Annotated in this window: 23 protein-coding genes; 13 read left to right on the top strand and 10 right to left on the bottom strand. The window is 39.5% G+C overall.

Features of this window, described 5'->3' with window-relative positions; all coding sequences use genetic code 11:
* The first annotated feature begins 256 nt into the window (after positions 1-256).
* Together BI291_RS10965 and BI291_RS10960 are read left to right on the top strand one after the other, a co-directional pair.
* Positions 257-1,783, top strand: coding sequence for a tryptophan halogenase family protein (locus BI291_RS10965; RefSeq protein ID WP_074498797.1), 1,527 nt, complete (start codon positions 257-259; stop codon positions 1,781-1,783).
* Positions 1,784-1,803: 20 nt separating this feature from the next.
* Complete coding sequence (locus tag BI291_RS10960; protein ID WP_074498796.1) at positions 1,804-3,327, top strand: tryptophan halogenase family protein; 1,524 nt, start codon at positions 1,804-1,806, stop codon at positions 3,325-3,327.
* A 139-nt stretch (positions 3,328-3,466) separates the two neighbouring features.
* On the opposite strand, the gene BI291_RS10955 is transcribed toward BI291_RS10960, so the two are convergent.
* Positions 3,467-4,975: a tryptophan halogenase family protein gene (locus BI291_RS10955; RefSeq protein ID WP_074498795.1), complete on the bottom strand. Its 1,509-nt coding sequence runs from the start codon at positions 4,973-4,975 to the stop codon at positions 3,467-3,469.
* A gap of 214 nt (positions 4,976-5,189) precedes the next feature.
* On the opposite strand from BI291_RS10955, the gene BI291_RS10950 reads away from it, so the two are divergent.
* From BI291_RS10950 to BI291_RS10925, 6 genes are all read left to right on the top strand, one after another.
* Positions 5,190-7,877, top strand: a complete 2,688-nt coding sequence (locus BI291_RS10950) for a family 20 glycosylhydrolase (protein ID WP_254849565.1) — start codon at positions 5,190-5,192, stop codon at positions 7,875-7,877.
* A 303-nt stretch (positions 7,878-8,180) separates the two neighbouring features.
* Complete coding sequence (nagK, locus tag BI291_RS10945; RefSeq protein ID WP_074498794.1) at positions 8,181-9,074, top strand: N-acetylglucosamine kinase; 894 nt, start codon at positions 8,181-8,183, stop codon at positions 9,072-9,074.
* A 34-nt stretch (positions 9,075-9,108) separates the two neighbouring features.
* Positions 9,109-10,107: a glucosamine-6-phosphate deaminase NagB-II gene (gene nagB-II / locus BI291_RS10940; RefSeq protein WP_074498793.1), complete on the top strand. Its 999-nt coding sequence runs from the start codon at positions 9,109-9,111 to the stop codon at positions 10,105-10,107.
* Positions 10,107-11,240, top strand: a complete 1,134-nt coding sequence (gene nagA, locus BI291_RS10935) for an N-acetylglucosamine-6-phosphate deacetylase (RefSeq protein WP_074498792.1) — start codon at positions 10,107-10,109, stop codon at positions 11,238-11,240. Before nagB-II ends, nagA begins: the two co-directional genes overlap by 1 nt.
* Positions 11,241-11,291: 51 nt before the next feature.
* Positions 11,292-12,581, top strand: coding sequence for an N-acetylglucosamine MFS transporter NagP (nagP, locus tag BI291_RS10930; RefSeq protein ID WP_074498810.1), 1,290 nt, complete (start codon positions 11,292-11,294; stop codon positions 12,579-12,581).
* 337 nt (positions 12,582-12,918) lie between these two features.
* Positions 12,919-13,137, top strand: coding sequence for a TIGR02922 family protein (locus BI291_RS10925; protein WP_074498791.1), 219 nt, complete (start codon positions 12,919-12,921; stop codon positions 13,135-13,137).
* Between the two features lie 120 nt (positions 13,138-13,257).
* Here BI291_RS10925 and ccmE read toward each other — a convergent pair whose 3' ends face one another.
* Genes ccmE through ccmA form a run of 5 tightly spaced genes read right to left on the bottom strand, consistent with a single transcriptional unit; the run spans position 13,258 to position 16,039 of the window.
* A complete protein-coding gene (gene ccmE, locus BI291_RS10920) occupies positions 13,258-13,728 on the bottom strand; it encodes a cytochrome c maturation protein CcmE (protein ID WP_074498790.1) in 471 nt (156 codons plus the stop codon).
* A 3-nt stretch (positions 13,729-13,731) separates the two neighbouring features.
* Entirely contained in the window at positions 13,732-13,944 is a 213-nt protein-coding gene (ccmD, locus tag BI291_RS10915; RefSeq protein WP_074498789.1) for a heme exporter protein CcmD, read from the bottom strand.
* Between the two features lie 2 nt (positions 13,945-13,946).
* Positions 13,947-14,690 carry a heme ABC transporter permease gene (locus BI291_RS10910; RefSeq protein ID WP_074498788.1) on the bottom strand — a complete coding sequence of 248 codons (744 nt, stop codon included), beginning with the start codon at positions 14,688-14,690 and terminating at the stop codon, positions 13,947-13,949.
* A complete protein-coding gene (gene ccmB, locus BI291_RS10905) occupies positions 14,691-15,377 on the bottom strand; it encodes a heme exporter protein CcmB (RefSeq protein WP_074498809.1) in 687 nt (228 codons plus the stop codon).
* A gap of 20 nt (positions 15,378-15,397) precedes the next feature.
* Complete coding sequence (gene ccmA / locus BI291_RS10900) at positions 15,398-16,039, bottom strand: cytochrome c biogenesis heme-transporting ATPase CcmA (protein WP_074498787.1); 642 nt, start codon at positions 16,037-16,039, stop codon at positions 15,398-15,400.
* Positions 16,040-16,312: 273 nt separating this feature from the next.
* Here ccmA and BI291_RS10895 point away from each other — a divergent pair, with 273 nt between their 5' ends.
* The 5 genes from BI291_RS10895 to hemH are packed head-to-tail and all read left to right on the top strand — an operon-like array spanning position 16,313 to position 21,607.
* Positions 16,313-18,295 (top strand): heme lyase CcmF/NrfE family subunit, encoded by a 1,983-nt coding sequence (locus BI291_RS10895; protein WP_074498786.1) that lies wholly within the window; start codon positions 16,313-16,315, stop codon positions 18,293-18,295.
* The gene (locus BI291_RS10890; protein ID WP_074498785.1) at positions 18,288-18,836 is read left to right on the top strand and encodes a DsbE family thiol:disulfide interchange protein; all 549 of its coding nucleotides are present in this window, start codon (positions 18,288-18,290) and stop codon (positions 18,834-18,836) included. The genes BI291_RS10895 and BI291_RS10890 overlap by 8 nt, the downstream gene beginning before the upstream one ends.
* Positions 18,833-19,303 (top strand): cytochrome c-type biogenesis protein, encoded by a 471-nt coding sequence (locus BI291_RS10885; protein ID WP_074498784.1) that lies wholly within the window; start codon positions 18,833-18,835, stop codon positions 19,301-19,303. Before BI291_RS10890 ends, BI291_RS10885 begins: the two co-directional genes overlap by 4 nt.
* Positions 19,304-19,307: 4 nt before the next feature.
* Entirely contained in the window at positions 19,308-20,555 is a 1,248-nt protein-coding gene (gene ccmI, locus BI291_RS10880) for a c-type cytochrome biogenesis protein CcmI (protein ID WP_074498783.1), read from the top strand.
* Positions 20,556-20,587: 32 nt separating this feature from the next.
* Entirely contained in the window at positions 20,588-21,607 is a 1,020-nt protein-coding gene (gene hemH / locus BI291_RS10875; protein WP_074498782.1) for a ferrochelatase, read from the top strand.
* Between the two features lie 129 nt (positions 21,608-21,736).
* Here hemH and BI291_RS10870 read toward each other — a convergent pair whose 3' ends face one another.
* The 4 genes from BI291_RS10870 to BI291_RS10855 form a co-directional block, all read right to left on the bottom strand.
* The gene (locus tag BI291_RS10870; protein WP_074498781.1) at positions 21,737-22,393 is read right to left on the bottom strand and encodes a hypothetical protein; all 657 of its coding nucleotides are present in this window, start codon (positions 22,391-22,393) and stop codon (positions 21,737-21,739) included.
* Between the two features lie 458 nt (positions 22,394-22,851).
* Positions 22,852-23,061, bottom strand: coding sequence for a cold-shock protein (locus BI291_RS10865; protein ID WP_074498780.1), 210 nt, complete (start codon positions 23,059-23,061; stop codon positions 22,852-22,854).
* A gap of 333 nt (positions 23,062-23,394) precedes the next feature.
* Positions 23,395-26,250 carry a valine--tRNA ligase gene (locus BI291_RS10860; RefSeq protein ID WP_074498779.1) on the bottom strand — a complete coding sequence of 952 codons (2,856 nt, stop codon included), beginning with the start codon at positions 26,248-26,250 and terminating at the stop codon, positions 23,395-23,397.
* A 29-nt stretch (positions 26,251-26,279) separates the two neighbouring features.
* Positions 26,280-26,735 (bottom strand): DNA polymerase III subunit chi, encoded by a 456-nt coding sequence (locus tag BI291_RS10855; RefSeq protein WP_074498778.1) that lies wholly within the window; start codon positions 26,733-26,735, stop codon positions 26,280-26,282.
* Positions 26,736-26,739: the final 4 nt, after the last annotated feature.

The following is a 26,739-nucleotide window of genomic DNA, read 5'->3' as shown; positions in this document are numbered from 1 at the left end:
TCCAAAACGTTTATGAAGCACGTTGGACTGTAGGTACACGCGTTAAGTTCTAATCGAACAACTCTGGACTGAATCAAAAACCGTCGCATTTGCGGCGGTTTTTTTATCTATATCATGTAAAACACGATATAAAAATATTGAGCTTAATCAAATAAGCACTAAATGATGTTAATTTCTATATTACTGCGTGCTAGGGTAGTACTCAGTAATATAGGAATCAGTATAATTCTCAGTGGTATATTTAGTAGGTCATCGGATGGAAGCACATAAAGAAAAAGTGAATTCAATTGTTATCGTTGGCGGAGGAACCGCTGGTTGGATGACCGCGGCAGCGTTAAGCCATCATTTTACCAATAAAAATGTCAGTATAACTTTAGTAGAATCCTCACAAATAGGAACCATTGGCGTTGGTGAAGCAACAATTCCGACACTGAGGCGTTTCTATCGTAGGTTAGGCCTGTCAGATCTTGATGTGTTAAAAGCTACGGCAGCAACATGCAAATTAGGTATTGAGTTTCAAGATTGGCATAAACTAGATGGTTCGTTTATTCATCCGTTCGGCCTTTATGGACAAGGGACGAAAGAGGTTGATTTTCATCATTATTGGATGCGTCAAAAGCAAACCGATAATGCATCACCTTTGGCAGACTTTTCCTTAGGTGTTCAGCTCGCCAAAGAGAATAAATTTACTTTACCAAACACTAAGCCTGAAAGCCAACTTGAAATATTTGACTGGGCTTTACACTTTGATGCTGCTTTATTTGCAAAACTAATGAGGGAATATTCCGAAAACAATGGAACAACCTTAGTTGATGGAAAAATTGTTGATGTTATTACATGTGAGGAAAGTGGTGTTATAAAACAAGTTGTATTAGAAAATAATACGACGGTTGAAGGCGATCTTTTCATTGATTGTTCGGGGTTTAAAGGGTTACTCATCGACAAAGCATTAAAAGTTGGTTATCAAGATTGGAGTGAATGGTTGTTTTGTGATCGCGCTGTTGCTGTGCAGAGCGAGTCAACATCAGCGCCTAGTGCACGCACAGTCTCTAAGGCACATCAGGCAGGTTGGCAATGGAAGATTCCTTTACAGCATCGACAAGGAAATGGACATGTTTATGCGAGTAACTATATTGACGACCAATCTGCCCTTGATACGCTATTAGCAAATATCGACGGTAAACTATTGCACGACCCTCGTTCTTTTACCTTTACCCCCGGGCGACGCGAAAAAGCGTGGCATAAAAACTGTGTGGCTATTGGGCTTTCTTCCGGCTTCTTAGAACCTCTTGAATCTACTAGTATTGCCTTGGTTGAAACAGCGATAGAAAAGCTCATTCCATCATTAGATGCACTGAACTATGACTCAGATACCGTTGAACAGTTTAATCAAAAAACAGTGTTGGAATATGAACGAGTGCGAGATTTCCTAATTTTACATTACCAATCAACACAACGAACTGATTCGCCATTTTGGCGTGATTGTCAACAAATGAAGTTGCCAGAAACGTTACAAGAAAAGGTTGATATTTATAAACAGACTGGCGAGATAAAGCCTTATCCATTTGAGATTTTTGGTAAGGATAGTTGGCTGGCTATTTTTGATGGTTTTGAAATTTATCCGCAAAGCTATAATAAAAAGGCAGATAACATGCCGATTGAGTACCTAAATAAGAATTTAGCTTATATGCAACAACGGGTAAGGCAGTCGGCAGATAATGCTTTATCACATGGTGTTTTTTTAAAGAAATATTGCCACTTTGAAGCAAAGATATCGTCTTAATCGTTTTCACTGGAATTAACATGAAAAAAACAGAAAATCCGCTTAATAAAATAGTCATTGTTGGTGGTGGAACCTCCGGGTGGATTGCTGCAGCGACACTTGCTCACGGCTTTAGAAACGCAAACATCAACATAGAATTGGTTGAATCGGAACAAATCGGCACTATTGGTGTGGGTGAAGCAACTATTCCTTCTTTAATGGTGGTGTTAAATAGTTTAGGCATTAGCTTAGATGAATTTGTGAAAGAAACGCAGGGAAGCTTTAAGTTAGGCATTCAGTTTGAGGATTGGCATTCCCAAGGGGAAAATTATTTTCATCCGTTTGGAGGCTTAGGTAAAACGATTGCCGGTTTTGATTTTTTTCAATGTTGGTTAAAGTGTAAAGCCGAGGGGGATTTAACACCATTAATGGCACACTCTCCAGAAGCAGTTTTAGCAGAAAGAGATAAATTTTTTCTACCTTTTAATGTGCAAAATACGCCCTTAGAAAGGGCTTTTTATGCGTTACACTTAGACTCTACTCTGGCGGGAAAATACTTTCGTAATTTTGCTGAAAAGTTGGGCGTAAAACGTACAGAAGGTCTAATTGAAAGCGTTACCCAGTACCAAAATGGCAATATTCAATCGGTAACCTTAGAAAGTGGAAATGAAGTTAAGGGTGATTTTTTTATTGATTGTTCGGGCTTTAGAGGCCTATTAATCGAACAAACATTACATTCAGGCTATGAAGATTGGTCTGAATATTTACCCTGTAATCGAGCGGTTACGGTACAAACAAAAAATATAGGCAGTACTAAACCTTATACTGTTTCTAAGGCACGAGACGCCGGTTGGACATGGCGTATCCCATTGCAACATCGCACAGGAAATGGCTACGTTTTTTGTGATAAATATATTAGTGATGATGAAGCGATAAAAACCTTATTATCTGCGGTAGAAGGAGAGCCATTATCGGAGCCTCGAGTGATTCCCTTTACAACGGGGATCCGTAAAAAAGCTTGGCAGAAAAATTGTTTAGCCCTGGGGTTAGCGCAAGGCTTTATTGAGCCACTAGAGTCAACGGCTATTCACTTAGTGACAAGAACGTTAGCTTATTTTATTAGAATGTTTCCAGATACATCTTGCCAACAAGAATTACAAGATGAATTTAACCGTCGAGTGAGAGTTGATTATGAGGAAATAAGAGACTTTTTAGTCTTACATTATTGCACCACTTCACGAGAAGATACTGAATTTTGGCGTTGGTGTAAACAAATGCCTATTCCTGAATCACTACAACAAAAAATTGATTTTTTTAAAGCGTCTGGAGGGTTAATACCGGGTGTTGAGTCGCTATTTCAACCGTCAAGTTGGTATGCCATATTTAATGGTATGAAGGTGATGCCGACACGCTATAATCCTGCGTTAGATACTTTAGCACCAGAAAAACTCAAAACGATATTGGCTAAAGGCGCGAATGGTTTAATTGAGATTGCCGAAAAACAACCGAGTCACGATCAATTTCTTGAGCAGTATTGTCAAGCACCTTTACCAGGTAATAAGTAACCTGAGTTCGGCATAACAATTGCGTGAACAGTGTGATAAATAAAAAGCTCACCGTTTCAGTGGATTAGCTAACTTCTTATCCAGAGATCAGGTTAAGTAATAATGTGTTATTTGTGTTTAAATGGTGATGTCCTGAGTTTTACTCGGGATTTGCTCGACAATGAGTGTTAATGAAATCTTGGTGTTGCATCGCTTGCTGTGCAGCATTTTCAATAGATTGTTTCATTTGTGCTAAATTTTTGCTCATCACATCAAAAGGCATGTTAGCAATACGCTCATCAAAACGCTTTTGCTTGATATCAAAAGCATTGTACATCGTAAGCCAACTAGCTGCTTCGAAGGACTCACTTTCTCGCATGATGATATGCCCGCGGCTTTCAAAAACTGCTATTTTATGCGCTAACGTTTCGGGAATATCCATCTTTTGGCAATGACGCCAGAAAGCTGAATCATCACGTTTTGTTGCTTTATAGTGTAAAATGAGAAAGTCGCGAATGTGCTCAACTTCATCATTATGCAAGCGATTTACTTCATCAATATCATGTTGATTAAAAGATTGATCAGGAAAAAACGTTAATAACTTATCAATGACTGACTGTATTAACGAAATACTCGTAGACTCTAAAGGTTCTAAAAACCCAGAAGATAACCCTATTGCGACACAATTTTTATTCCAAACTTGCTTTCTACGTCCTGGTGTAAAACGAAATTTTCTCACTTGGTTAATGGTTGCGCCTTGTACACTATCAAGTAAGGTACGTTCGGCGTCATCATCAGTTTGAAATTGACTTGCATAGATATAGCCATTGCCCATACGGTGTTGTAAAGGGATGCGCCATTGCCAGCCAGATGATTTAGCAATTGAGCGTGTATATGGTGTAGGTTCGCCAACTAGTTCAGTTTGTACGGCCATAGCGCGATCGCAGATCAACCATTGACTCCAATCTTCATAGCCTGTTTGTAATGCTTCTTCAATCAGCAGGCCTTTAAAGCCAGAGCAATCAATAAATAAATCCCCTTCAACAATTTCACCATTATCGAGTGTTACAGCAGAAATGAATCCATTATTTTGATTTAATTCAACACTGTTAATGAGAGCATCTATGTGCTTTACACCTAAATTCATTGCAAAATCTTTTAAAAAGTTAGCGTATAGGCCAGCGTCAAAATGAAAGGCATATTGGTAGTCAGCAAGAGGGCTTGGCGGGTTAGGGTGAGGCTGAGCAAATTTTCCTTTTTTTGCAAGTACTGCGGGAAAGCAATAATCTTCAATATTTAATGCCGCACCTTGATGGTTTGCTTGGTTGATATATTGATGAAATTCAATATTGTTAATCGGCATCCCATAGTCAGAGAAAGGATGAAAAAAATTTTCTCCTTGTTGGTGCCAGTTTTCAAATTGAATACCAAGCTTGAAAGTTGCCTGAGTTGCTTTAATTAAATCGAGTTCGTTAATACCCAAATTTTTATTATAGCTAACAATATTTGGTATTGTTGCTTCACCAACACCAACAGTCTCTAAAGCGCTTGACTCGATAATCGTAACATCAACGTTTTTGCCTTCTAAGAAACGGCCTAAACTTGCTGCACTCATCCAGCCTGCGGTACCACCACCAACAATGACAACTTTTTTAATGGGCTCTGACATAAAGTACACTCTCAACGATTTCAGGATTTATGGGACTATATCACGGGTAATTAGCGTTCATCTGCGTTAAATAGAAGATAGGTGCAAATAAAATAAAGTGATTAATATGTCTATAACCTAGCGTTGCTTGAGGCTTGTGTAAAGATTTTTTTGACAGCGCTGTCAAAATGAGTCATGTTTATACGATCAATAAAAAAATAAAATGAGTAGCGAAATGATGAAAAAGAATGACTTTGCCGCTTTAGCGACTGCGGTTGTTATGTTGTTAGGGTGTGGTAATCCTCAAGCGCCGTCGACTCAAGATGAGCAATCTTCAGAGACAAAAATGCAACAAACGCACTCGTTAACACAACAACAGTTAGATAACATTGCTACTTCATTACAGGTAACTTTTGTGCTGGTAACTAACCAAGCTGGCGATAAGTGCGATAAAAATAAAACTGATGGCTTATGCTTTGAGGCACAGTTTCAGTTAACGGCAACTGAAGATTTGCCCGCGGCAGGTTGGAGCATTTATTACAGCCAAATTGCACCGTTACACAACTTCGATGGGGAATTATTTACCTTAGAACATCTAAATGGCGATCTTCATCGGTTAACGCCAACGGATAAATTTACCGGTATCAACAAAGGCGAAAGTGAAACCATTACTTTCCGTGCGAGTTTTTGGACCTTGGCGGAATCTGACATCATGCCAAATATGATTATATCGGCATCTGATTTAGCACCAAAAGTTATCGAAAGCACTAAAACTGGCATTGATTCAGAAACAAAAATGGAAGTGCTTAAACATGTGAAAAGCTATTCAGATTATCAGCATCATTTTCAACGAACGCCCAGCGATAAAACGCAGTGGTTAACCGCCGAAGATTTTTATCAAAGAAACAAAGTGCTTGGAGAAAAGTTACTTGATGTGAGCAAGGTGATTATTCCTACGCCAAAAAACATTGTTTTCCCTGAACCATCAGGAGTGTTAGAGCTTACTTCTGGCCTTACAGTTGATTACGGTAATGTACCATCAGAAAGTGTTGCTGCAGCGTTGCATCGCCTTACCTTGCTTGGCGTTGAACAAGCCACAAACGGTGTAAAGGTTAAATTAAGCATAGTGCCAGATCCGGAAAAAATGATTGGTAGTTACACCTTAACAGCTTTAAATACAGGGATCCGTATCACCGGTGTTGATGAAGCTGGTGTCTTTAACGGACTACAATCTCTCGCAAGTTTATTGACTGTTAACGAGCCGCGAATACCGTATGTGAGTATCCAAGATGAGCCGCTTTTTGAATTTCGAGGATTATTGGTTGATGTAGCACGTAATTTTCGTGATAAAAATTTTATTATCAAGTTAATGGATCAAATGGCGGCTTATAAACTCAATAAGTTGCATTTACATATGGGTGAAGATGAAGGGTGGCGTTTGGAAATACCAGGCTTACCGGAATTAACAGAGGTAAGCGGTAAACGTTGTTTTGATGTTACGGAACAAAAATGTTTAATGCCTCAGCTAGGTGCTGGAGTAGATGAAAATAACAAAAATAATGGTTTTTATAGTGTTGACGATTATACCGAAATTTTGAAAGCAGCCACGGCACGTCATATTCAGGTATTACCATCACTTGATATGCCTGGACATTCTCGCGCTGCAATAAAAGCGATGACTGCACGCTACAACAAGTACATGCAATTAGAAGATAAAGCAAAGGCAGAGCAGTATTTATTACATGATCCCAATGATATAACTAAGTATTCATCGGTGCAGTTTTATAACGACAATACGATTAACGCTTGCCAAGAGTCTTCTTATGCTTTCGTTGAAAAGGTGATGACGGAAGTGAAAAATATTCATCAAGCAGCGGGGCAACCCTTAACACGCTATCATATTGGCGCAGATGAAACAGCCGGTGCTTGGCTTGAATCGCCTGTGTGTAAAGCCTTTATTGAAAACAATGATAAAGGCGTGACTGACATGAAGCAGTTAGGTGCATATTTTGTAGAACGCGTTGCCAATATGATCTCTGACATGGGCATAGAACCAGCAGCATGGAGCGATGGCCTAGAGCACGTAAATAAAGAGAATATGCCAGCGGTAGTGCAAGCGAATTCATGGGGGCATATTCCTTGGGGGGCACACCATGTGGTTAATAAGTTTGTGAATCAAAATTGGCAGGTGGTGATGTCGACACCTGATGTTACTTACTTTGACTTTCCGTATGAAGCCGACCCTAAAGAGCATGGTTACTATTGGGCATCTCGTCATACAAATACGGAAAAAGTGTTCCAATTTATGCCACAAAACTTACCTGTGCATGCTGAATTTTGGTTAGATAGACAAGACAATCCGTTCTCGATTGACGATACCTTACAAAAAGATGAACAAGGCAATGTTATCAATCGTCCGATGAAGCAAGGGCGAAACGTGCTTGGCATTCAAGGGCAACTGTGGAGCGAAAATGTACGGACAGACAACGTGGCTGAGTATAAAATTTTTCCAAGGTTAATCGCGTTAGCAGAAAGAGCATGGTACGAGCCTGAATGGGTAGTCCCTTATAATTACCAAGGCGCTAAATACTCACAATCAACCAATGCATTCACCGCAGAAAAAGAAGCATTAAGAAATGAAAAATGGCGTGTATTTGCCAATGCGTTGGGGCAAAAAGAGCTGCCTAAGCTCGATCTTGCTAGAGTGACCTACCGCTTACCAACGGCCGGTGCACAAATTAAACAAGGAAAGCTGTATGTAAATAGTGCATTTCCGGGACTAACCATCGAATATAAAGAAAAAAATAAAAATTGGATAACCTATCAGAAACCTATAGCTGTTAGTAACGATGTAGCAATACGAACTAGCACGCAAGAGGGTGATAGGAAAAGTAGAATAACAAAAGTAAGGTTTCAACCGTAGTGAATACGTCGGCAATAACAAGTAAATTTAACAAGGCACTTGGCCTTTTATGGCATTATTTTATTGCTGACGTTAGTAATGCGTTGAAATTAGTGAATGGATATATTATCACTCGCCTATAAAAGTGTAGAGTAATCAATATTTTGTATACTTATTTATTAATTGTTTATAAAAACAGGGTAATTTTCTTAAAAAGTGAATGACAACGCTGTCATTTCTGGTTAAGATAAATTTATCTAAATATATAAGTTTTAATTTGTAATCAACTTTTAGTATTACAAATGTAGTAAGCATGAGGTCAAAATGCCTAGCAGCAGTGACATTAATAACACATACTTTTTAGGCATCGATGGCGGTGGTAGTAAATGTAAAGCCATTATCGTTGATGCAGATAATAAAGTACTTGGAGAAGGCATTTCAGGCCCAGCGAACCCCTTACATGGCTTTGAGCAAGCAGTTAATTCAATAACTGAGTCTGCTCACATTGCACTCAAGGCATCAGGTTTGAATTTGCAGTTAAGTGATTTAACAGCAGGTGTTGGTTTAGCAGGGGTTAACTTGCCTGCACTATTTGAACAAATGTCTAACTGGCAACACCCGTTTGGCAAAATGTTTTTAGCTACTGACCTATTGATTGCTTGCTTAGCTGCACATAATGGAGATGATGGTGCTGTTATGATAACGGGTACCGGCTCATGTGGTTTCTCTTATGTAGATGGGCATCCTTATACCATTGGTGGACATGGTTTTCCGCATGGTGATAAAGGCAGTGGCGCTTGGTTTGGCTTTCAAGCCGCAAATTATGTATTAATGTCATTAGACGGTTTAAAAGCACCGTCAATGATTAATGAAAAATTACTCACCTTGTTAGATGTGCAAGATGGCTTACAAATGGTGGAAGCTATCGCCGGAAAACCTGCTGCTTTCTACGCTAAACTGGCAAATCTTGTCTTCGATGCGGCAGAAGAAGGTGATTTTGCAGCTAAAGCGATTGTTGAAGAAGGCGCTTGCTATATTAGTGGTGTCGCTCGACAGCTTGAAAAACAAAACCCTCCGAGAATTTCGTTGATTGGAGGATTAACTCCTCGAATAAAGCCTTGGTTGGATGAAGATATAAAACATAAACTTGCTGAGCCAATATGTGCGCCTGAAATGGGCTCGGTAATTTTTGCTCAGCAACAACTCACGTTGCTTTAATTAGTTAGAAATTTAAAAGATATAAGGTTTACACATGACACAAACAATTATGGAGCAAGAAGCTAAACAAGCTCCTTCAGTGATTAAAGGCCAACTTTCGGCAAACCAAGCATTGGCGAAGTCTATCGGTGAAAAGTTACGTCAAATTAATCCAAAAATGGTGATGATTATTGGCCGAGGCTCATCAGATCACGCAGGTGTATTTGGTAAGTATTTAATCGAGGTTGAAGCCGGTGTGCCTACCTTTGCCGCAGCACCATCAGTATCGAGTGTTTATGGCAAGCAACTTAAGCTTGAGCAAGCAGTTGCTATCGTTATTTCTCAATCAGGCCGTAGTCCTGACATTATCGCTCAAGCTGAAATGGCAAAAAAAGGTGGCGCATATGTCATCGCGTTAGTAAATGATGAAACATCACCATTAAAAGATATCGTTGATGAAGTATTACCGCTAAAAGCTGGCGCAGAAGTGTCTGTTGCAGCAACCAAAAGTTATTTAGCTACTTTATCAGCATTGTTGCAGTTAACTGCTTTTTGGACCGAAAATGAATCACTTATTAATGCATTAGATACGCTTCCAGATGCCTTACAAACTATCATTGATTCAGAGCCACAATTAACTTCTAAGTCAATTGAAGGCGTTAAAAATATGGTCGTACTAGGGCGTGGTCTAGGTTATGCAATCACTAAAGAAATGGCGTTAAAATTAAAAGAAGTGAGCTCAATTCATGCTGAAGCATTTAGCTCAGCAGAGTTCTTACATGGGCCAGTAACGCTTGTTGAACAAGGGTTAGCTATTTTAAATGCAGCGGTGAATGATGAAAGTGCGCCTTCACATCAAGAACAAATTGATGAAGTAACACAGCGTGGTGCTGACTTAGTGCATATTCGTCAAACAGATAACTCAGTGCATCCGCGATTAGCACCATTAGTGGTATTGCAACGTTTTTACCTTGATGTGGCTGAAGTCGCTGTCTCGAGAGGTTTTAATCCAGATGAGCCGAAAGGCCTTAAAAAAGTCACTAAGACATTATAATGACTAGTTTACGTCTACATGTTCATCAATTATTCGACGGTCAGCAAGTGCTTGACCATCAAGTATTGACCGTTACTGACGGCACCATAACGGCGATCGATAATGATACCTCAAATGCTGATGACGTGATCTCGGCATTCGTTGTACCTGGTTTTATTGATCTACAGGTTAACGGTGGTGGTGGTGTATTATTTAATGATTCTCCCTCATTAGAGAAGTTAACAACCATCATCGCCGCTCATCATCAGTTTGGAACAACAGGCATGCTGCCAACGTTGATCACAGACAAAATTGAAGTGATGGAGCAAGCAGCAGATGCAATGGCTGCTGCTATTAGCAATAAAGTACCTGGAATATTAGGCATACACTTTGAAGGCCCGCATTTATCGGTTGCTAAAAAAGGCACACATGCGGAAGAATATATTCGCCCGATTAGCGATCGAGAGTGGCAGGTATTATCACGCAAAGATATCGGGCAGATTTTAGTAACCTTAGCCCCAGAAACTGTTTCGGTAGAAGATATAAGTCGAATGGTATCGTTAGGCATCAAAGTATGTTTAGGACATACAAACGCTGATTATCCAACAGCGCAAGCTGCGATTGATGCTGGCGCTGATGGCTTTACTCATTTATATAACGCAATGTCACCGATGCAAGGAAGAGAACCAGGGGTTACTGGTTGTGCTCTACTTAATGATAACGCAAGTTGTGGCATTATCATCGATGGACATCATGTTGATTATACTACCGCTAAATTAGCATTAAAAACGAAACCAAAAGGAAAAGTGTTTTTGGTTACTGATGCAATGTCTACCATTGGTACAAATCAAACTGAGTTTTCATTTTTTGATCGAACAGTGTATTTGCGAGATGGCCGCTTAACATCAACTACCGGTGAATTAGCGGGGGCAGCCTTAGATATGATTACCGCTGTAAATAATAGTCATCATGGGCTAGACATATCGTTTGAAGAAGCTGTTAGAATGGCTAGCAAGTACCCAGCAAATTATATAAATCAATCGGGTATTCGAGGTGAATTACAAGTAGGTCAAGCTGCTGATTTCTTGGTGTTAAATCAAGATCACCAAGTTATATCTACTTGGGTTGCAGGGAAGCCTGTATATAACGCATAACAATTTATAGCAATAACAATAATAAGATTAAAATTTGAGGAAACTATGGAAATGTCCGTATCAACAGATAAAAAACAAAGTAGCGTCGTGCCTATGGTAATCGTTGCTACGCTCTTCTTTATATTAGGGTTTGCGACTTGGCTTAATGGCTCTTTAATGCCGTATTTGAAGCAGATTTTAGATTTAACACCCGTACAAGCGTCGTTAATTCTTTTCTCTTTTTACATTGCTGTTACTTTTACTGCAATTCCTTCAGCAGCCGTCATTAGAAAAGTTGGATATAAAAATGGTATGGCGTTAGGCATGGCGACGATGATGGTTGCAGGTTTACTTTTTATTCCAGCAGCTAAAACGCAAATATTTGCTTTATTCTTATTTGCTCAACTTATTATGGGGGTAGGTCAAACGTTATTACAAACGGCCGTGAACCCTTATGTTGTGCGATTAGGCCCAGAAGAATCGGCCGCAGCACGTATTAGTGTTATGGGGATACTAAATAAAGGTGCTGGTGTCGTTGCACCAATGGTATTTACCGCACTTATATTAAGCAACTTCACCGATTTAGTTGGTAAAGAGTTAACACAAGAAGATATTGATTTAATGGCTGATGGGCTAGTGTTGCCGTATTTAGGCATGGCATTATTTATTGGTTTACTCGCTTTGGCTGTTAAAAAATCTCCTTTACCTGAGTTAAAAAGTGAAGAGGAAGAAAGCGATAAAGGTCAGGTTAAAGAAGCTTTATCTCATCCAAACCTTCGTTTTGGCGTGATTGCAATTTTTGTTTATGTCGCTGTAGAGGTTATTGCAGGGGATACTATTGGCACTTACGCATTGTCGTTAGGTGTAGAAAATTATAGTGTTATGACTTCTTATACCATGATTTGTATGGTAGCGGGTTATATCTTAGGTATTGTACTTATTCCTCGTTATATATCACAAGCAAAAGCGTTAGCCGCTTCTGCAGTCTTAGGTGTCGTCTTATCATTAGGCGTATTGTTTTCTGATGATCAGTCTTTCATCATTGCGAATTCATTATTAGTGCCATTTGGTGGAGCCTTACTACCAGATCCTTTATTACTAATTGCCTTTTTAGGGTTGGCGAATGCGATTTGTTGGCCGGCAATATTTCCTCTTGCTTTGTCAGGTCTTGGTCAATTAACAAGTACTGGTTCGGCGCTGTTAGTGATGGGGATTGCTGGTGGTGCCTTTGGTCCCTTATTTTGGGGGATTTCAACGGGTACCTCATTTGGCCAGCAAGGCGGCTATATAGTGATGTTACCTTGTTATTTATACATCTTATTCTATGCGGTAAAAGGGCACAAAATGCGCAAGAAAGCGTAGCCTTTTGAATCTCTGGAAATTTGCCTGAAAAGGCATACCTTCTCACTAGTTGAGGGTGCGTTAAAAAGATCTTATGTGATCGCCCTGGGTTTTGGCTCAGGGTTTTTTTTCGTATAAATTCAGCAGTGCTTAGGTTGGTTTTAACCACAAATTTACGTATCATGTCATTGGCCTTATTAAATTGTTATTTAACAGATTAAAGTTGCAATTTGTTACCTTAATGAATAGTTTAATAGTGGAGCAAAGTGATTAAATTATAGATATATACACACTAGTTAAAGGCGCTGTGTATATCCTTTTAAAACTCGTTAGTTGTCACACGAAAAAGTAGGGTGTAATGAGTACTAAAACCGAACTAGTCACAATTATTTACTATTGTGATAAATCAATCGAATTGTTCCATCATATTGGGCATTTTGAAACCAGTAATTCAGGTAGGATTATTTTGCCTGATAGTTTTAAAAAAGGTAAATCAATTGTTGCGGTATGCCGCGGCGAAGTAGATATACTCAATAAGATTGGTGATCGAATTTTACCAAATGAAGACGTCGCATAACTCTGAAATAAAGCGAAGCTACTGTGTTAACAATTATAGCACCTTTATGTCTACAAGCTTGCAGTCAAATAAGCGATGATAATACAGTCACTAAGTAGTTTTAGTGACTGCGCTTTTAGATTAATTTTTCTTTGGGTATTCAGGAGGTGTATGGCCTTCACCTAAAGCATCAGCAACTTCTTTTGGCATATAATTTTCGTCATGTTTCGCTAAAACTTCAGAGGCTTCTAATACTCTGTTTTCTATTAATACGCCGTTAGCAATGATACCTTGGCCTTCCCGAAAAAGATCAGGTAAGATGCCGTCATATTTAACGGTAATGGTTTCACCCTTATTGGTTAAGCCAAATTGTACTTTTAGGCTCTCAGGGTTACGTGAAACAGAACCAACTACAACTAGGCCGCCAACGCGAATTCGCTGCCCGATTACTGGTTTATTGCCCGTATCATCTTTACCGTGAATAATCTCATGCGGTGTATAAAATAAATCAATATTTTGATTCAATGCGTATAAAACTAATGATGTGATTAAACTGATACCTATCAGTATTGACACAACGATTGTTAAACGTTTCTTTCGTCTTGGGTTCATGAGCTACCTCTTGTCTTGATTTTGTTCAAGCGCTGCTTGTTTTAATTTTTTCTCTCGATTATAACGGCGTTTAATATGTCCGAGGGTGGCGTGATGTTTCGCACGTGAAAACAAAGCCAATAATACAAAGAGTGCAAATGTAAAACCGTATGAAAGCCATACGTAAAAACCATGCCCGTCCATAGCGATAAATTCTGCGAAGTTTGAAAATTGCATGATTATTTCTCTGTTTGATTCACTAAATCTTTTACCCAAGGGCGGGTGGCATTTCTTTCAAGCAGTTCAGTTTTAAACCTTAAACAGATCAGCCAACTGATAAGGAAAACGAAGCCAAACAAACAAACCACAAAAGGTAGGTACATATCCATGGTCATCGCGGGTTTACCTATCTGGGTGACTGTTTGGCCTTGGTGCAATGTATTCCACCATTCTACTGAATATTTAATGATCGGTACATTTACAACACCTACAATGGCTAAAATACCGGCGGCTTTACTGCCCTGAGCTTTATCTTCAAAAGCGTTATGAAGTGCAATTACGCCTAAATATAAAAACAGCTGAATTAATTGCGAGGTTAATCTTGCATCCCACACCCACCAAGTACCCCAAGTTGGTTTCCCCCAAGCGGCACCAGTGAATAGCGCAACTGCGGTTAATGCTGCACCTACAGGTGCAATGGCTGCTACTGAAGCATCAGCCAACTTTAATTGCCACACAAGAGCACTAAAAGCAATAATTGCCATTGCCACATACACACTTAGAGAAAGAATGGCAGATGGCACATGGATATAAAAAATTCGAAAACTATTGCCCTGTTGGTAATCAGGTGGCACAAATAAAAGTGCCCATATCATACCAACGGCTAATAAAATCATTGATAAATAGCCAAACCATGGTGTTAACTTTTCTGTTAAATGAAAAGTTTTTTCAGGGTTAGCGTAAGGGTGTAACCATTTCCACATTTAGTTAGTACTCACTTTTAATGCTGCGCTTACAGCAAATGGTGAAAGCGTAACAGAACCGATAAAAAGTGCGCCAATTATAGCAAGTTGTCCCGTGTAGGGTAAGTTCATTGCTGCAGTATCTATTGCACTTGTCGCAAAAATTAATAATGGGATATATAAAGGTAAAATTAACAAACTCAGTAACACTCCACCTTTTTTAACGCCAACGGTTAACGCAACACCAATTGCGCCGATAAAACTTAATACAGGGGTTCCAATAAGCAAGGTTAATAATAATGCCCCATATGCATTTTCAGGAAGATACAATAATACCGCGAGTAATGGTGAAATTAAAATCAGGGGTAAACCGCTGATGATCCAATGTGCGCATATTTTAGCGAGTACAATAATAAATGTTGGGCTTGGGCTTAACAGCATTTGCTCAAGAGCGCCATCGGCATGATCACTTTTAAAGAGGCGGTCTAACGATAAGAGTGTGGCTAGTAAAGCAGCAACCCAAATAATGCCGGGCGCTATTCTAGCAAGCATATTAGGCTCAGGGCCAATGCCAAGAGGAAAAAGCGTAACAACCAAAATAAAAAATAATAATGGGTTAGCAATATCATCTTTATGACGGAAAGCAATAGTGAGATCGCGCTTAAATACGGTGTAAAAAACCCGCCGATATGAAATTGAAGTCTTGATTTCTTTACTCATAGATTAACCTAGAAAAACCTATATTCAAGCGTAAGCTTTTGATAGCAACTAATGGGCATTTGTAAGTCTTGATGCGTGGTCAAAATAACAGCCCCACCATTGTTAGCGTGTTCTTTTATAAGCTGTTCTAGCTTTAATACCCCTTTTTTGTCAATTGCGGTAAATGGTTCATCTAAAATCCATAGTTTCGCTGGGGTTTGCCATAATTGTGCTAACGCTATTCTTCGGTGTTGACCAGCACTTAAATGGGAAGCAAGAGCATCTTCAAAACCTAATAAATTAACTTCTGAGAGCGTCTCTTCGGCTTTTTGAATAGGTAATCCATGCAATGCTAAGGAGAAAGCTAAATTTTCTTCGGCGGTTAATTCATCTTTAACGCCAACCTGGTGGCCAAGGTAAAGCATATTTTGGTGAAAATATTCTTCACAAGTTCGAATAGGTTTCCCTGCAAAATAGACTTGCCCCTCATAAGGAGAGGATAAGCCTGCTAAAATACGCAATAAGCTTGTTTTTCCTGCGCCATTTGGCCCTTCTACTTGTATAATATCACCGCGCTTTACTGTAAAGTTAAGCGCTTCAAAAAGCACTCTATCTTCTCTTATACAGGTTAAGTTTCGCGTTGCTAAAAGGGTATCGTCACAGTGACTCATGAAATGGTTCGTTTGTTACGTTATTGAAATTGTTGCTAGTGTAATCTAAATCACACACGTTAGTTTGATCTAGATCCTACACCAAGTAAGTAATTTATTATACCATTGCTTTCGTTCGCAAAATATATGCAACTTAACGCAAGATTACTGCTTTTTTTAGCGAAACGGTGGTAGAATTGCAGCAATTTTTGGCCTACGCATTTTACTTCATCAGCCAATTTTTGATGGTGACAGTGTGTTAGTCTGCCTTATAAGCGCTATCGGAGAAGTTTTATGATCCCTGAATTGGGGCACTTTGCCTTAATATTAGGATTGGCGTTTGCCATCTGTTTAAGTATCGTTCCACTCATTGGTGTTTTTACACGACAACCTATCCTTGTTGGTTATGCAAAGCCCCTTACCTTAGGGATGTTTGTGTTTACCGGGCTTAGTCTCATCATACTAGCGTATTTATTCGTTATTGATGACTTCTCTGTTAAATATATTGCTGGTCATTCTAATTCGTTATTACCTTATTATTTTAAAATCAGTGCAGTATGGGGAGGTCATGAAGGCTCTTTATTATTGTGGGTTTTTTCGTTAACGGCATGGACAATGGCGGTCGCTAAATTTAGCAAAGGTATTGATGAAGGATTTATCGCGCGAGTACTTGCTATATTAGGTATGGTGTCAGTAGGGTTTATGTTATTTACCATTTTAACATCGAATCCCTTTGAACGCTTATGGCCAATTGTTCCGTTAGAGGGGCGTGATCTAAACCCATTACTGCAAGATGTAGGCTTAATTATTCATCCGCCCATGTTGTATTTAGGGTATGTAGGTTTTGCGGTTGCCTTTGCTTTTGCAATAGCGGCATTAATGTGTGGAAAGCTAGACGCTGCCTGGGCTAGATGGGCCCGTCCTTGGGTAACAGCAGCATGGATATTCCTTACTCTGGGTATTGCATTAGGCAGTTGGTGGGCATACTACGAATTAGGCTGGGGTGGTTGGTGGTTCTGGGACCCCGTTGAAAACGCCTCGTTTATGCCGTGGCTTGTGGGTACGGCATTATTGCATTCATTAGCGGTAACTGAAAAGCGCGGCGCGTTTAGGAACTGGACCGTGTTACTTGCTATATTTGCTTTTAGTTTAAGCTTATTAGGTACATTTTTAGTCCGTTCTGGTGTAATCACATCAGTACATTCTTTTGCTTCTGATCCAACGCGTGGCATGTTTATTTTACTACTATTAGCAATTGCTGTTGGTGGTTCGTTGATCTTGTTCGCCTTTAGAGCATCCAATGTTTCTAGCTTTAGTCGTTTCTCATTTTACTCACGCGAAACGGCATTATTATTGTGTAATATTATCCTAGTGGTTGCCTCGATAACGGTATTACTTGGTACGTTGTATCCATTAATGATTGATGCAGCAGGTCTTGGAAAAATATCTGTTGGTCCCCCTTATTTTAATGCGGTGTTTGTACCAATTATGAGTGTGTTATTTCTTGCGATGGGTATAGGGCCGCTGATTCGCTGGAAAAAAGCGAAAAAAGGGGAATTGCGAAAGCAAATTACTAAGCCTTCGATTGCAAGTATCGTATTAGGCATATTATTTCCATTGGTATATGCCGGCGAGTTTAACTTATTAGCAAGCTTTGGAATGACCCTCGCTTTCTGGGTTTCACTCGTGGTGATAAAAGACTTAAGAAACCAAGCTAAACAAGGTAAGTCAGGTTATCAATTTTCACGTATTACACTAAGCCAATGGGGAATGACGGTTGCGCATATGGGCATCGCGGTTACCATTGTGGGTGTTACCTTGGTGTCCATTTATGAAAAAGAAGTGAGTGTAAAAATGCACTATGGTGAAGCGGTACATGTTTCTGGGTACGATGTTACCTTAAATGGTGTTATTCCCGTGAAAGGGCCAAATTATACTGCTGAGCAAGGGCAATTAGAAGTCACTAAAAATGGCGAATTCGTTGCCTTATTGAAACCTGAACGCAGAACCTATCTGGTGCAAACAATGGGTATGACCGAAGCTGGCATAGATCCAGGACTTTTTAGGGATGTATATGTAGCACTAGGGGATCCTTTACCTGACAATGCTTGGGCAGTGCGGATTCATTATAAACCATTTGTACGCTGGATTTGGTTAGGGGCTATTTTTATGGGGATAGGTGGTTTTCTGGCGATGTTAGATAAACGTTACCGCCGTAAAAAGTCTGCGAATGTAAACACAACCCAAACCGTTATCGAAGGGGGAAATAATGAATAAAATAATCCGTTTTATTCCTCTAGTACTGTTTATTGCTTTAGGTGTTGTTTTGTATCGTGGTTTATCGTTGAATCCTCAAGAATTACCCTCGGCATTGATTGGTAAGCCCATACCAACGTTTTCATTAACACAATTGTTGAAACCAGAAGTCACACTAACGGAAAAAGATCTCAAAGGAGATATCGTTTTACTGAATGTATGGGGAACATGGTGTGTGTATTGTAAATATGAACACCCGTACTTGGTAGATATCGCGAAAAGTAAACGTGTTTCTTTATATGGTCTTAACTATAAAGATGTACGTGAAGATGCGACTAAATGGCTCAAAGATTATGAAGACCCTTATGTTTTGTCAATTTTTGACCCCATGGGAAAGTTTGGCATTGAACTGGGTGTTACCGCGGCACCTGAAACGTTTGTTATTGATGCTAATGGGATCGTACGAATGAAGCATGTTGGGCCGATAGACGGTAAAATATGGCAACAAAAATTCATTCCAATGATTGAAAAACTAGAACAAGAACAAGGAGTAACTCCATGAAGATGTTCACGATCATTGTTATTTTATTGTTGGGTATGATCTTAAGCGCATTTCCTGACAAAGCATTAGCAACGGATACTTACGTGTTTGATAACCCAGTGACTGAAATACGCTATAAAGCGTTAATCAAGGAACTTCGTTGTCCTAAATGTCAAAATCAGAACCTTGCCGATTCAAATGCACCTATCGCAAAAGATCTGCGCCGTGAAGTGTTTCAATTGTTGCAAGAAGGCAAGGCCGATAAAGAAATTGTTGATTTTATGGTGGCGCGATATGGCGAATTCGTATTATACCGCCCGAAAGTGTCACCGCTGACATATGTGCTTTGGTTTGGACCTTTAGTGCTGTTACTGATAGGTATCGTGGTACTGGTGCTGATTGTCCGTAAAAAACCAACGATTGACCGTTCTGCAAAACTGTCATCACAGCAAAAATCACAATTAGATCAAATTTTAAAAGATAAATAATCCTATGGTAGCACTACTTTTTACACTGATTGCCTTTATTTTATTGTTGTTAATAATTGTTTGGGGGCATTTTCTTCGTCAACGTAACTATCGTAATAAGGTGGATAATAGCTTTCGCGATGAAACTAATATTCGTTTGTATAAAGAACACAAATCTGAGATAGAGCGTGATTTTTCCCAAGGACGTTTAGATCAAAGCAGTTATGATTATCTGATATCCGAGCTTGATCAAAGTTTATTACAAGATATAGAAGAAAATGCCAATGAGCAGAAACAAGTGACGGAAGCTAAACCGATCACGATGTTTTGGCCGGTTACGATGACTGTGTTTATGCTAGCGTTTAGCGCACTTCTTTACCAACAAACAGGGGCTTTTGAAGAGTTAACGACAATGCCTCGACAGCAGCAAAGTCATCAATCACTTGATGCTGAACAGCAAGCGTTGGTACAGCTGCAAAAATTAAAACAACAAACTGAACAAGAGCCAAATAATAGTGATGCTTGGTATAGTTTAGGGCAGGCACTTGTGGGGGCGGGTGACTTTTCAGCGGCATTAGCAGCTTTCGACCGTGTTATTGAAATAGACGGAGAGCATGCTGATTTATATGGAGCGAAAGCGCAAGCAAGCTTTTATCAGAATGAGCAGAAAATCACACCTGAGGTTCAATCTTACATCGACAAAGCATTGGCGCTTGATGCCAGAGATCCATCAACAAATATTTTGTTAGGTATGCATGCCTTTGTTAATCAAGATTATCAAACAGCGGTACAACATTGGCAATTGGTCGTGTCTGATAATCGCCCAAGTGTTAATGTCCAAGCTTTACAACAAGCACTTACTGAAGCGAAAAGCCGCTTGGCGCTAACAGGAGAACAAGCATCTGTTGATGTTAATTCGCAAGTATCTTTAAGTGTTAAGGTATCGTTATCCGATGAGATTAGAAAGCAACTAGAACAAGGTCAAGACAAGGTGGTATTTATTTATGCCATTCCTGCTGAGGGCTCAAGAATGCCATTAGCTGCTATTAAGTTACGTGCAAGTGATTTACCAACAGCAGTGACCTTATCAGATGCCAACGCCATGACTCCGCAAGCGAAACTAAGTGATGCTAAAGCAGTTAATGTGTTTGCTATTATTTCAGAGTCAGGCAGTGCGGGTATAAAACCGGGTGACTTTAAAGCCGAAGCCTTAAATGTCGAACTTGCTACAAACAAAATGATCTCATTAAATATTAATACCGTAGTAGAGTAGATGCTGGTTAACGAAAAGGTTGTGAACGATAGATGTTAAAATCAAGGTATATAGGGCAAGATAAATCAGTCCATAAACGTACGGCCAAAGTTGGGGTGCTGTTAACTAACTTAGGTACACCTGATGCACCAGAGCCAGTAGCCTTAAAACGTTATTTACGTGAATTTCTATCAGATCCGCGCGTTGTAGAAATACCCAAGTTAGTATGGTGGATTATTCTTCACGGCATTATTTTACGTGTAAGGCCGAAAAAATCAGCTAAGTTATATCAGTCTATTTGGACAGATGAAGGTTCACCGCTATTGGTATTTATGCGAAGGATCCGCGATAAGGTCGCGAAAAAGTTAATGTTAGAGCAACAGAGTGAAGTTGTGCTAGATATCGCAATGCGTTATGGGTCTCCGGCTATTTCAGAAGCGCTTACTCGCTTTCAAAAACTGGGTATCGATAAGTTTATAATTTTACCGTTATACCCACAATATGGCGGTCCTACAACGGCATCCACGTATGATGCGGTCACTCAAACTATCAGTAAATGGCGTTGGATACCAAGCATACATTTTATTAATGGCTACCATAATCATCCTTTGTATATTAACGCGTTAACAAATAGTATTCAGGCACATATTGATACTCACGGTAAGCCAGATAAACTGTTACTGTCTTATCACGGCATGCCTAAACATTTTCTTGATAGTGGCGACCCCTATTATTGTTTCTGCCATCAAACGACGCAGTTAGTAGCGGCACAATTAGGATTGCTTGAGGGTGATTTTATCACGACCTTTCAATCGCGATTCGGAAAAGCTGAATGGTTAAAGCCTTATACTGATCAAACGCTTGAAGAACTCGCTAAACAAGGCTGCAAGCATGTTGCTATCATTAGTCCTGCCTTTAGTGTTGATTGTTTAGAAACGCTAGAAGAATTAGAAGAAGAAAATCGAGAGATTTTTATTGAAGCAGGAGGTGAGCAGTATCATTATATTCCTGCTTTAAATGACAACGAAGATCATGTCACCCTTATTTCGGATATTATTGAGCAATATCTGTAGTAGAAAAACGCATTGCAATAGCAGCGGTTACTCCCTCTCCCTAAGCAGTAACATGACTATTGCAATGCTAATTCATTTACACCAATACACAAAAATATATCACTAATTATTTATACTCATTAGTACTCATCAAGCGCAAAACTGATAATGTTGATCAACAGATTTTTTATAGCTGATCGCGAATAGCAATAATAAACTTAACGAAAATAGTATCGGGGTAGTAGGTAACGATACTGTCACCGGCATGGTCGTTAATAGCTGCTGTTGGTTGATAGCATTTGGGGAACTAGTGGCTAATTGCCATTGAACCTGTTGTAAACTACCTGTGCGCTGCAGCGTCATGCCTTTTGCTGTAGAAGGGGGTTGAGTAACCAATATATCGGTAGAAACAAGGCCTGTTGCAGCCCCATTTGTAGCAACAAAACGCCCTTCATAACTTATAAAGTCTGATACAAAGTCATGCTGGTTATTGACTAAAGCGATACCGTCTGGCGAGCCATTTTGAATCCCTGAAAAATAAAAAGTGGCAAAACCATAGCCATTACTGTTATTTGCTAAGGTGCCGGTAAGGGGCTGGTTTTTATATACCTTGCCGTTGCCGCCGTTATAGAACAGCAATGACCAGTGCGATAAGTCTGTCCCTGCATTGCCAATAAGTTCTACAAATTCATTTTTATCACTTCCAGCGTTGTCATAGTGTATTTCATTAATCTGCAATAAACTTGCAGCACATTTACTGCAAAACAGCGTAAAAATAAGCGCTATACAATAGCTTAATGGTTTCATATGTGTAATTCCTTTTACTTAAGTTGTGTTGACTCCGCAGGTTAGTGTAGAAAAATAGCCAACGTCAGCAACCTTAAAAAGGTGATACAAGGTATTTACAACATATAATTAACCTTTTTTAGGGTAACATTTAAAATGGGGGGCATGAGTGCGCTTTTACTGTAAAAATACAAGTGAATTTATTTAGTAAGTAGTGTTGTTTCAGGTGACTGGACTTCCCAGATTTTGTGAAATGAGTTTGCTTTTTGAAAATATCACTAACTCGTTTGGTGATGAGAATCAGTTGATATGTAACTTACTTGACCATTTAACGAAGTGCTAAAAGCCAGTAGGAAATGTACAGGTGCAGAGATTGATTATTTACTTATCAAAAAGGTAAAAGAGTTAATAAGCGACACAGAAATTTAGGCAATAAAAAACGGAGCACTATCGCTCCGTTTTACAGTAATCTTTTTTAATTAAAGTGCTGTAACGTTTTTCGCTTCAGGACCTTTTTTACCTTGCTCAACAGTAAATGATACTGATTGACCGTCAGTTAGTGTACGGAAACCGTCACCTGTGATTGCACTGAAGTGAACGAACACATCAGGGCCGCCTTCTTGCTCGATAAAGCCGAAGCCTTTTGATTCATTAAAAAATTTTACTTTGCCAGTTACTGAGTCAGACATACCAACATTTCTCTCTATAATATAAGGTTTAACAATTTAGGCTATTCAGACATACATGCAGATGTAGCCATGTACGGAGTAAATGCTCTCTACCCAAAAGTACAGACAGAGAAAGGTTTCCATAACACAGGTGCGTTTAGGTTTAAATAGAACTCATAAATGAGGCTATTTAGTCCCTCTCTTCAAACGCAAAAACTCAACGCAAAAGAATTGTAGCACACAAAATTATTAATAGCTTGAATTATAGTGAAGAATAATTGAACTTTTTTTTACAAACAAAAGCCTGCATAAAACAGGCTTTTGTTATTTACAGTAAACGTCGGCTAAATAGCGCTACATTGCAGCAATTTGCGCTTTTTGGTCGTTAAGTTTCGCTAATGCAGATTCAGTTTCTGCTAATTTAGTTTTTTCTTTATCGATAACGGCCGCAGGTGCTTTAGCAACAAAATTTTCATTGTTAAGCTTTCCGCTGATTTTTTGTGCGTCTTTCGCTAACTTTTCAATCGCTTTACTAAGTCGCGCTAACTCTGCTTCTTTATCAATTAATCCTGCCATTGGAATTAACACAGACATTTCACCAATGACGGATGTGGCCGAAATTGGACCATCGTCATCAGCAGATAAAATTTCAATGCTTTCTAGTTTGGCTAGCGCGCTAATGAAGTTGTTGTTTTCATCTACGCGGCGTTGATCGTCTGCGGAAGTATTTTTCAAGTACACAGGTAATGGTTTGCTTGGTGCAATATCCATTTCACCTCTAATATTGCGTATCGCAACAATAAATTGTTTTACCCACTCTAAATCATCAACGGTTGCTTGGTCGACAAGCGAATCATCATACTGAGGATATGCTTGCACCATAATGCTATCACCTTGAGCATTAAAGTTGGTTAGTGGCACCACACGCTGCCATATAGTTTCTGTAATAAATGGCATTAATGGATGCATGACACGCAATAGCGTTTCAAGGGTTTCAACTAATGTTTTGCGTGTGCCGCGTTGTTGAGCTTCATCACCTTTAAATAATATTGGTTTTGTAAGCTCTAAATACCAATCACAGAATTGATTCCAGGTAAATTCATATAATGCTTGTGAAGCTAAATCAAAACGGAAGGTTTTAAAGGCTTCATGTACGGTTTTTACCGTCTTTTGAAGTTCAGCTTGTATCCAACGGTCTGCTAATGAAAGGGTAATGTCACCGCCTGACTTGCCACAATCGTGTTCTTCGGTGTTCATTAATACATAGCGGCTAGCATTCCAAAGTTTATTACAGAAGTTACGATAACCGTCTAAGCGTTTCATATCCCAGTTAATGTCACGTCCAGTAGAAGCAAGTGCTGATAAGGTAAAGCGAAGCGCATCGGTACCATGGGCTTCTATACCATCAGGAAAGGCTTTTTGGGTTGCTTTTCCTATTTTATCTGCAAGCTGAGGCTGCATCATGTTGCCGGTACGCTTGGTCAGTAACGCATCTAAAGAAATGCCATCAATCATGTCGAGTGGATCAATAACGTTGCCTTTTGATTTTGACATTTTATCGCCATTTTCATCGCGAATAAGCCCTGTTACGTAAACTTGTTTAAAAGGGACTTGAGGCTTGCCATTTTCATCTTTGATGAAATGCATGGTCATCATGATCATTCTAGCAACCCAGAAGAAAATAATGTCAAAACCTGTGACTAATACATCAGTCGAATGAAACTTCTTCATCATTTCTTCTTCATTAGGCCAACCTAATGTTGAGAAAGTCCAAAGTGCGGAAGAAAACCATGTATCTAGTACGTCGTCGTCTTGCTTTAATATAACGTCTTCAGCAAGTTGATGTTTATCTCTGACTTCTTGTTCACATCGACCTACATATACATTGCCTGAATTGTCATACCAAGCAGGAATACGATGCCCCCACCAGAGTTGGCGTGAGATACACCAGTCTTGAATGTCGCGCATCCAAGCAAAATACATATTTTCATATTGCTTTGGTACAAATTGAATGTCACCATTTTCTACGGCTTCAATCGCAGGTTTTGCAAGGGCTTCTGTTCTTACATACCATTGGTCAGTCAGTAATGGCTCGATAATAACGCCAGAACGATCACCGTATGGAGCAACTAAATCATGATCTTTAACGCTATCAAGTAACCCTAACTGTTCAAATTTAGCGATAATAGCCTTACGTGCGTCAAATCTATCTAGTCCAACTAAATCGCTAGGCAATGATGCGTCAAAATCTTCGCTCGGTTCGCCATTGGTATTGTATACTTCTGCATTAGCCAAAATAGCCGCATCTTTATTAAAGATGTTAATCATGGCTAAATTACAACGTTTACCCACTTCATTATCATTAAAGTCGTGCGCAGGCGTAATTTTTACACAACCTGTGCCTTTTTCCATGTCAGCATGTTCGTCACCAACGATAGGTATTAAACGATCAACAAGCGGTAATTTAATATGTTGACCAATTAATGCCTTATAGCGTGGATCTTCTGGGTTTACTGCAACGCCTGTATCACCTAACATGGTTTCAGGGCGCGTTGTTGCTACCACTAAATAGTCTTTGCCATCAGCGGTTTTGGCGCCATTAGCCAGTGGGTAACGTAGTTGCCACATATGGCCTTTTTTGTCTTTGTTTTCTACTTCAAGATCAGATATGGCTGTGTGTAATTTTGGATCCCAGTTAACTAACCGTTTTCCGCGATAAATTAAATTATCTTGATAAAGGCGCACGAATACTTCTTGTACTGCGTCACTTAAACCATCATCCATGGTGAAGCGTTCTCGCGACCAATCAATTGAATTACCAAGGCGTTTCATTTGTTTGCCAATGGTGCCACCAGATTGTGCTTTCCATTGCCAAATTTTATCGATAAAAGCGTCTCGACCATAATCATGTCGATTCTTACCTTCTTCTGCCCCTATTTTTCGCTCTACTACCATTTGTGTAGCAATACCTGCGTGGTCAGTACCTGCCTGCCATAAGGTACTTTTACCTTGCATACGTTGATAGCGTATTAAGGTGTCCATAATGGTTTGTTGAAAGGCGTGCCCCATATGAAGGCTACCCGTTACGTTGGGTGGTGGAATAGCAATACAGTACCCTTCACCGTTGTCGGTGGGGGCGAAATAGCCTTGTTCTTCCCAAGATTGATAAAGTTTGCTTTCGATTTCAGCAGGGTTAAATGTTTTTTCCATTGGATTAATACTTACGCGTTAATTTAATGTTACTTTGTTTTCACAGGTGCAGCCGCTTGGTTGTCTACCTGAAACCCAAGTTGACGGTATTGTTTAAAGCGCGCTCTAGCAAGCTCTTTCAATTTTTCGTCGTTGGGTACAAAATCGATAATGTTTGAATATTGTTGAGCAAAGTTTGGCACTGTACTCGTTAAATTAATTAATACTGGTCGTCTGTTTGTCGGTGCTTGCCAACTAATTTCTACGGCTGAACCATTTTTTTGTCCTTCACCAAGTAAGTTATGAGGAACAAAGCTATTTGGATCAAAAGACCACAAAAGCTCATCAATGTGATGAGCTTGTTCTTGCGAGTCTGTATAAATGAATACGCGCTGATTTTGTCGATAAAAATTTGCTGCTTGAAAGCATGCATGTAAATTATCTAACGGTATGTTGTGTTTATCCTGCTCTTCTAACAGGTAAAACATGACATGTGTATTCATCATGTGC

This window comes from Thalassotalea sp. PP2-459 (genome assembly GCF_001913705.1).
In the GTDB taxonomy this organism is placed as follows: Bacteria; Pseudomonadota; Gammaproteobacteria; order Enterobacterales; family Alteromonadaceae; genus Thalassotalea_C; species Thalassotalea_C hakodatensis.
This window is presented reverse-complemented; position numbering and strand designations above follow the sequence as displayed.

Bases quoted from the DNA above. Each gene is read 5' to 3' on its own strand.
- BI291_RS10855 (WP_074498778.1), bottom strand. From the start codon at position 26,735: ATGATGAATACACATGTCATGTTTTACCTGTTAGAAGAGCAGGATAAA.
- nagB-II (WP_074498793.1), top strand. From the start codon at position 9,109: ATGACACAAACAATTATGGAGCAAGAAGCTAAACAAGCTCCTTCAGTG.
- nagP (WP_074498810.1), top strand. From the start codon at position 11,292: ATGTCCGTATCAACAGATAAAAAACAAAGTAGCGTCGTGCCTATGGTA.
- BI291_RS10925 (WP_074498791.1), top strand. From the start codon at position 12,919: ATGAGTACTAAAACCGAACTAGTCACAATTATTTACTATTGTGATAAA.
- BI291_RS10860 (WP_074498779.1), bottom strand. From the start codon at position 26,250: ATGGAAAAAACATTTAACCCTGCTGAAATCGAAAGCAAACTTTATCAA.
- hemH (WP_074498782.1), top strand. From the start codon at position 20,588: ATGTTAAAATCAAGGTATATAGGGCAAGATAAATCAGTCCATAAACGT.
- BI291_RS10965 (WP_074498797.1), top strand. From the start codon at position 257: ATGGAAGCACATAAAGAAAAAGTGAATTCAATTGTTATCGTTGGCGGA.
- ccmA (WP_074498787.1), bottom strand. From the start codon at position 16,039: ATGAGTCACTGTGACGATACCCTTTTAGCAACGCGAAACTTAACCTGT.
- nagA (WP_074498792.1), top strand. From the start codon at position 10,107: ATGACTAGTTTACGTCTACATGTTCATCAATTATTCGACGGTCAGCAA.
- BI291_RS10950 (WP_254849565.1), top strand. From the start codon at position 5,190: ATGATGAAAAAGAATGACTTTGCCGCTTTAGCGACTGCGGTTGTTATG.
- BI291_RS10910 (WP_074498788.1), bottom strand. From the start codon at position 14,690: ATGTGGAAATGGTTACACCCTTACGCTAACCCTGAAAAAACTTTTCAT.
- BI291_RS10885 (WP_074498784.1), top strand. From the start codon at position 18,833: ATGAAGATGTTCACGATCATTGTTATTTTATTGTTGGGTATGATCTTA.
- ccmI (WP_074498783.1), top strand. From the start codon at position 19,308: ATGGTAGCACTACTTTTTACACTGATTGCCTTTATTTTATTGTTGTTA.
- BI291_RS10865 (WP_074498780.1), bottom strand. From the start codon at position 23,061: ATGTCTGACTCAGTAACTGGCAAAGTAAAATTTTTTAATGAATCAAAA.
- BI291_RS10870 (WP_074498781.1), bottom strand. From the start codon at position 22,393: ATGAAACCATTAAGCTATTGTATAGCGCTTATTTTTACGCTGTTTTGC.
- ccmD (WP_074498789.1), bottom strand. From the start codon at position 13,944: ATGCAATTTTCAAACTTCGCAGAATTTATCGCTATGGACGGGCATGGT.
- BI291_RS10890 (WP_074498785.1), top strand. From the start codon at position 18,288: ATGAATAAAATAATCCGTTTTATTCCTCTAGTACTGTTTATTGCTTTA.
- BI291_RS10895 (WP_074498786.1), top strand. From the start codon at position 16,313: ATGATCCCTGAATTGGGGCACTTTGCCTTAATATTAGGATTGGCGTTT.
- nagK (WP_074498794.1), top strand. From the start codon at position 8,181: ATGCCTAGCAGCAGTGACATTAATAACACATACTTTTTAGGCATCGAT.
- BI291_RS10955 (WP_074498795.1), bottom strand. From the start codon at position 4,975: ATGTCAGAGCCCATTAAAAAAGTTGTCATTGTTGGTGGTGGTACCGCA.
- ccmE (WP_074498790.1), bottom strand. From the start codon at position 13,728: ATGAACCCAAGACGAAAGAAACGTTTAACAATCGTTGTGTCAATACTG.
- BI291_RS10960 (WP_074498796.1), top strand. From the start codon at position 1,804: ATGAAAAAAACAGAAAATCCGCTTAATAAAATAGTCATTGTTGGTGGT.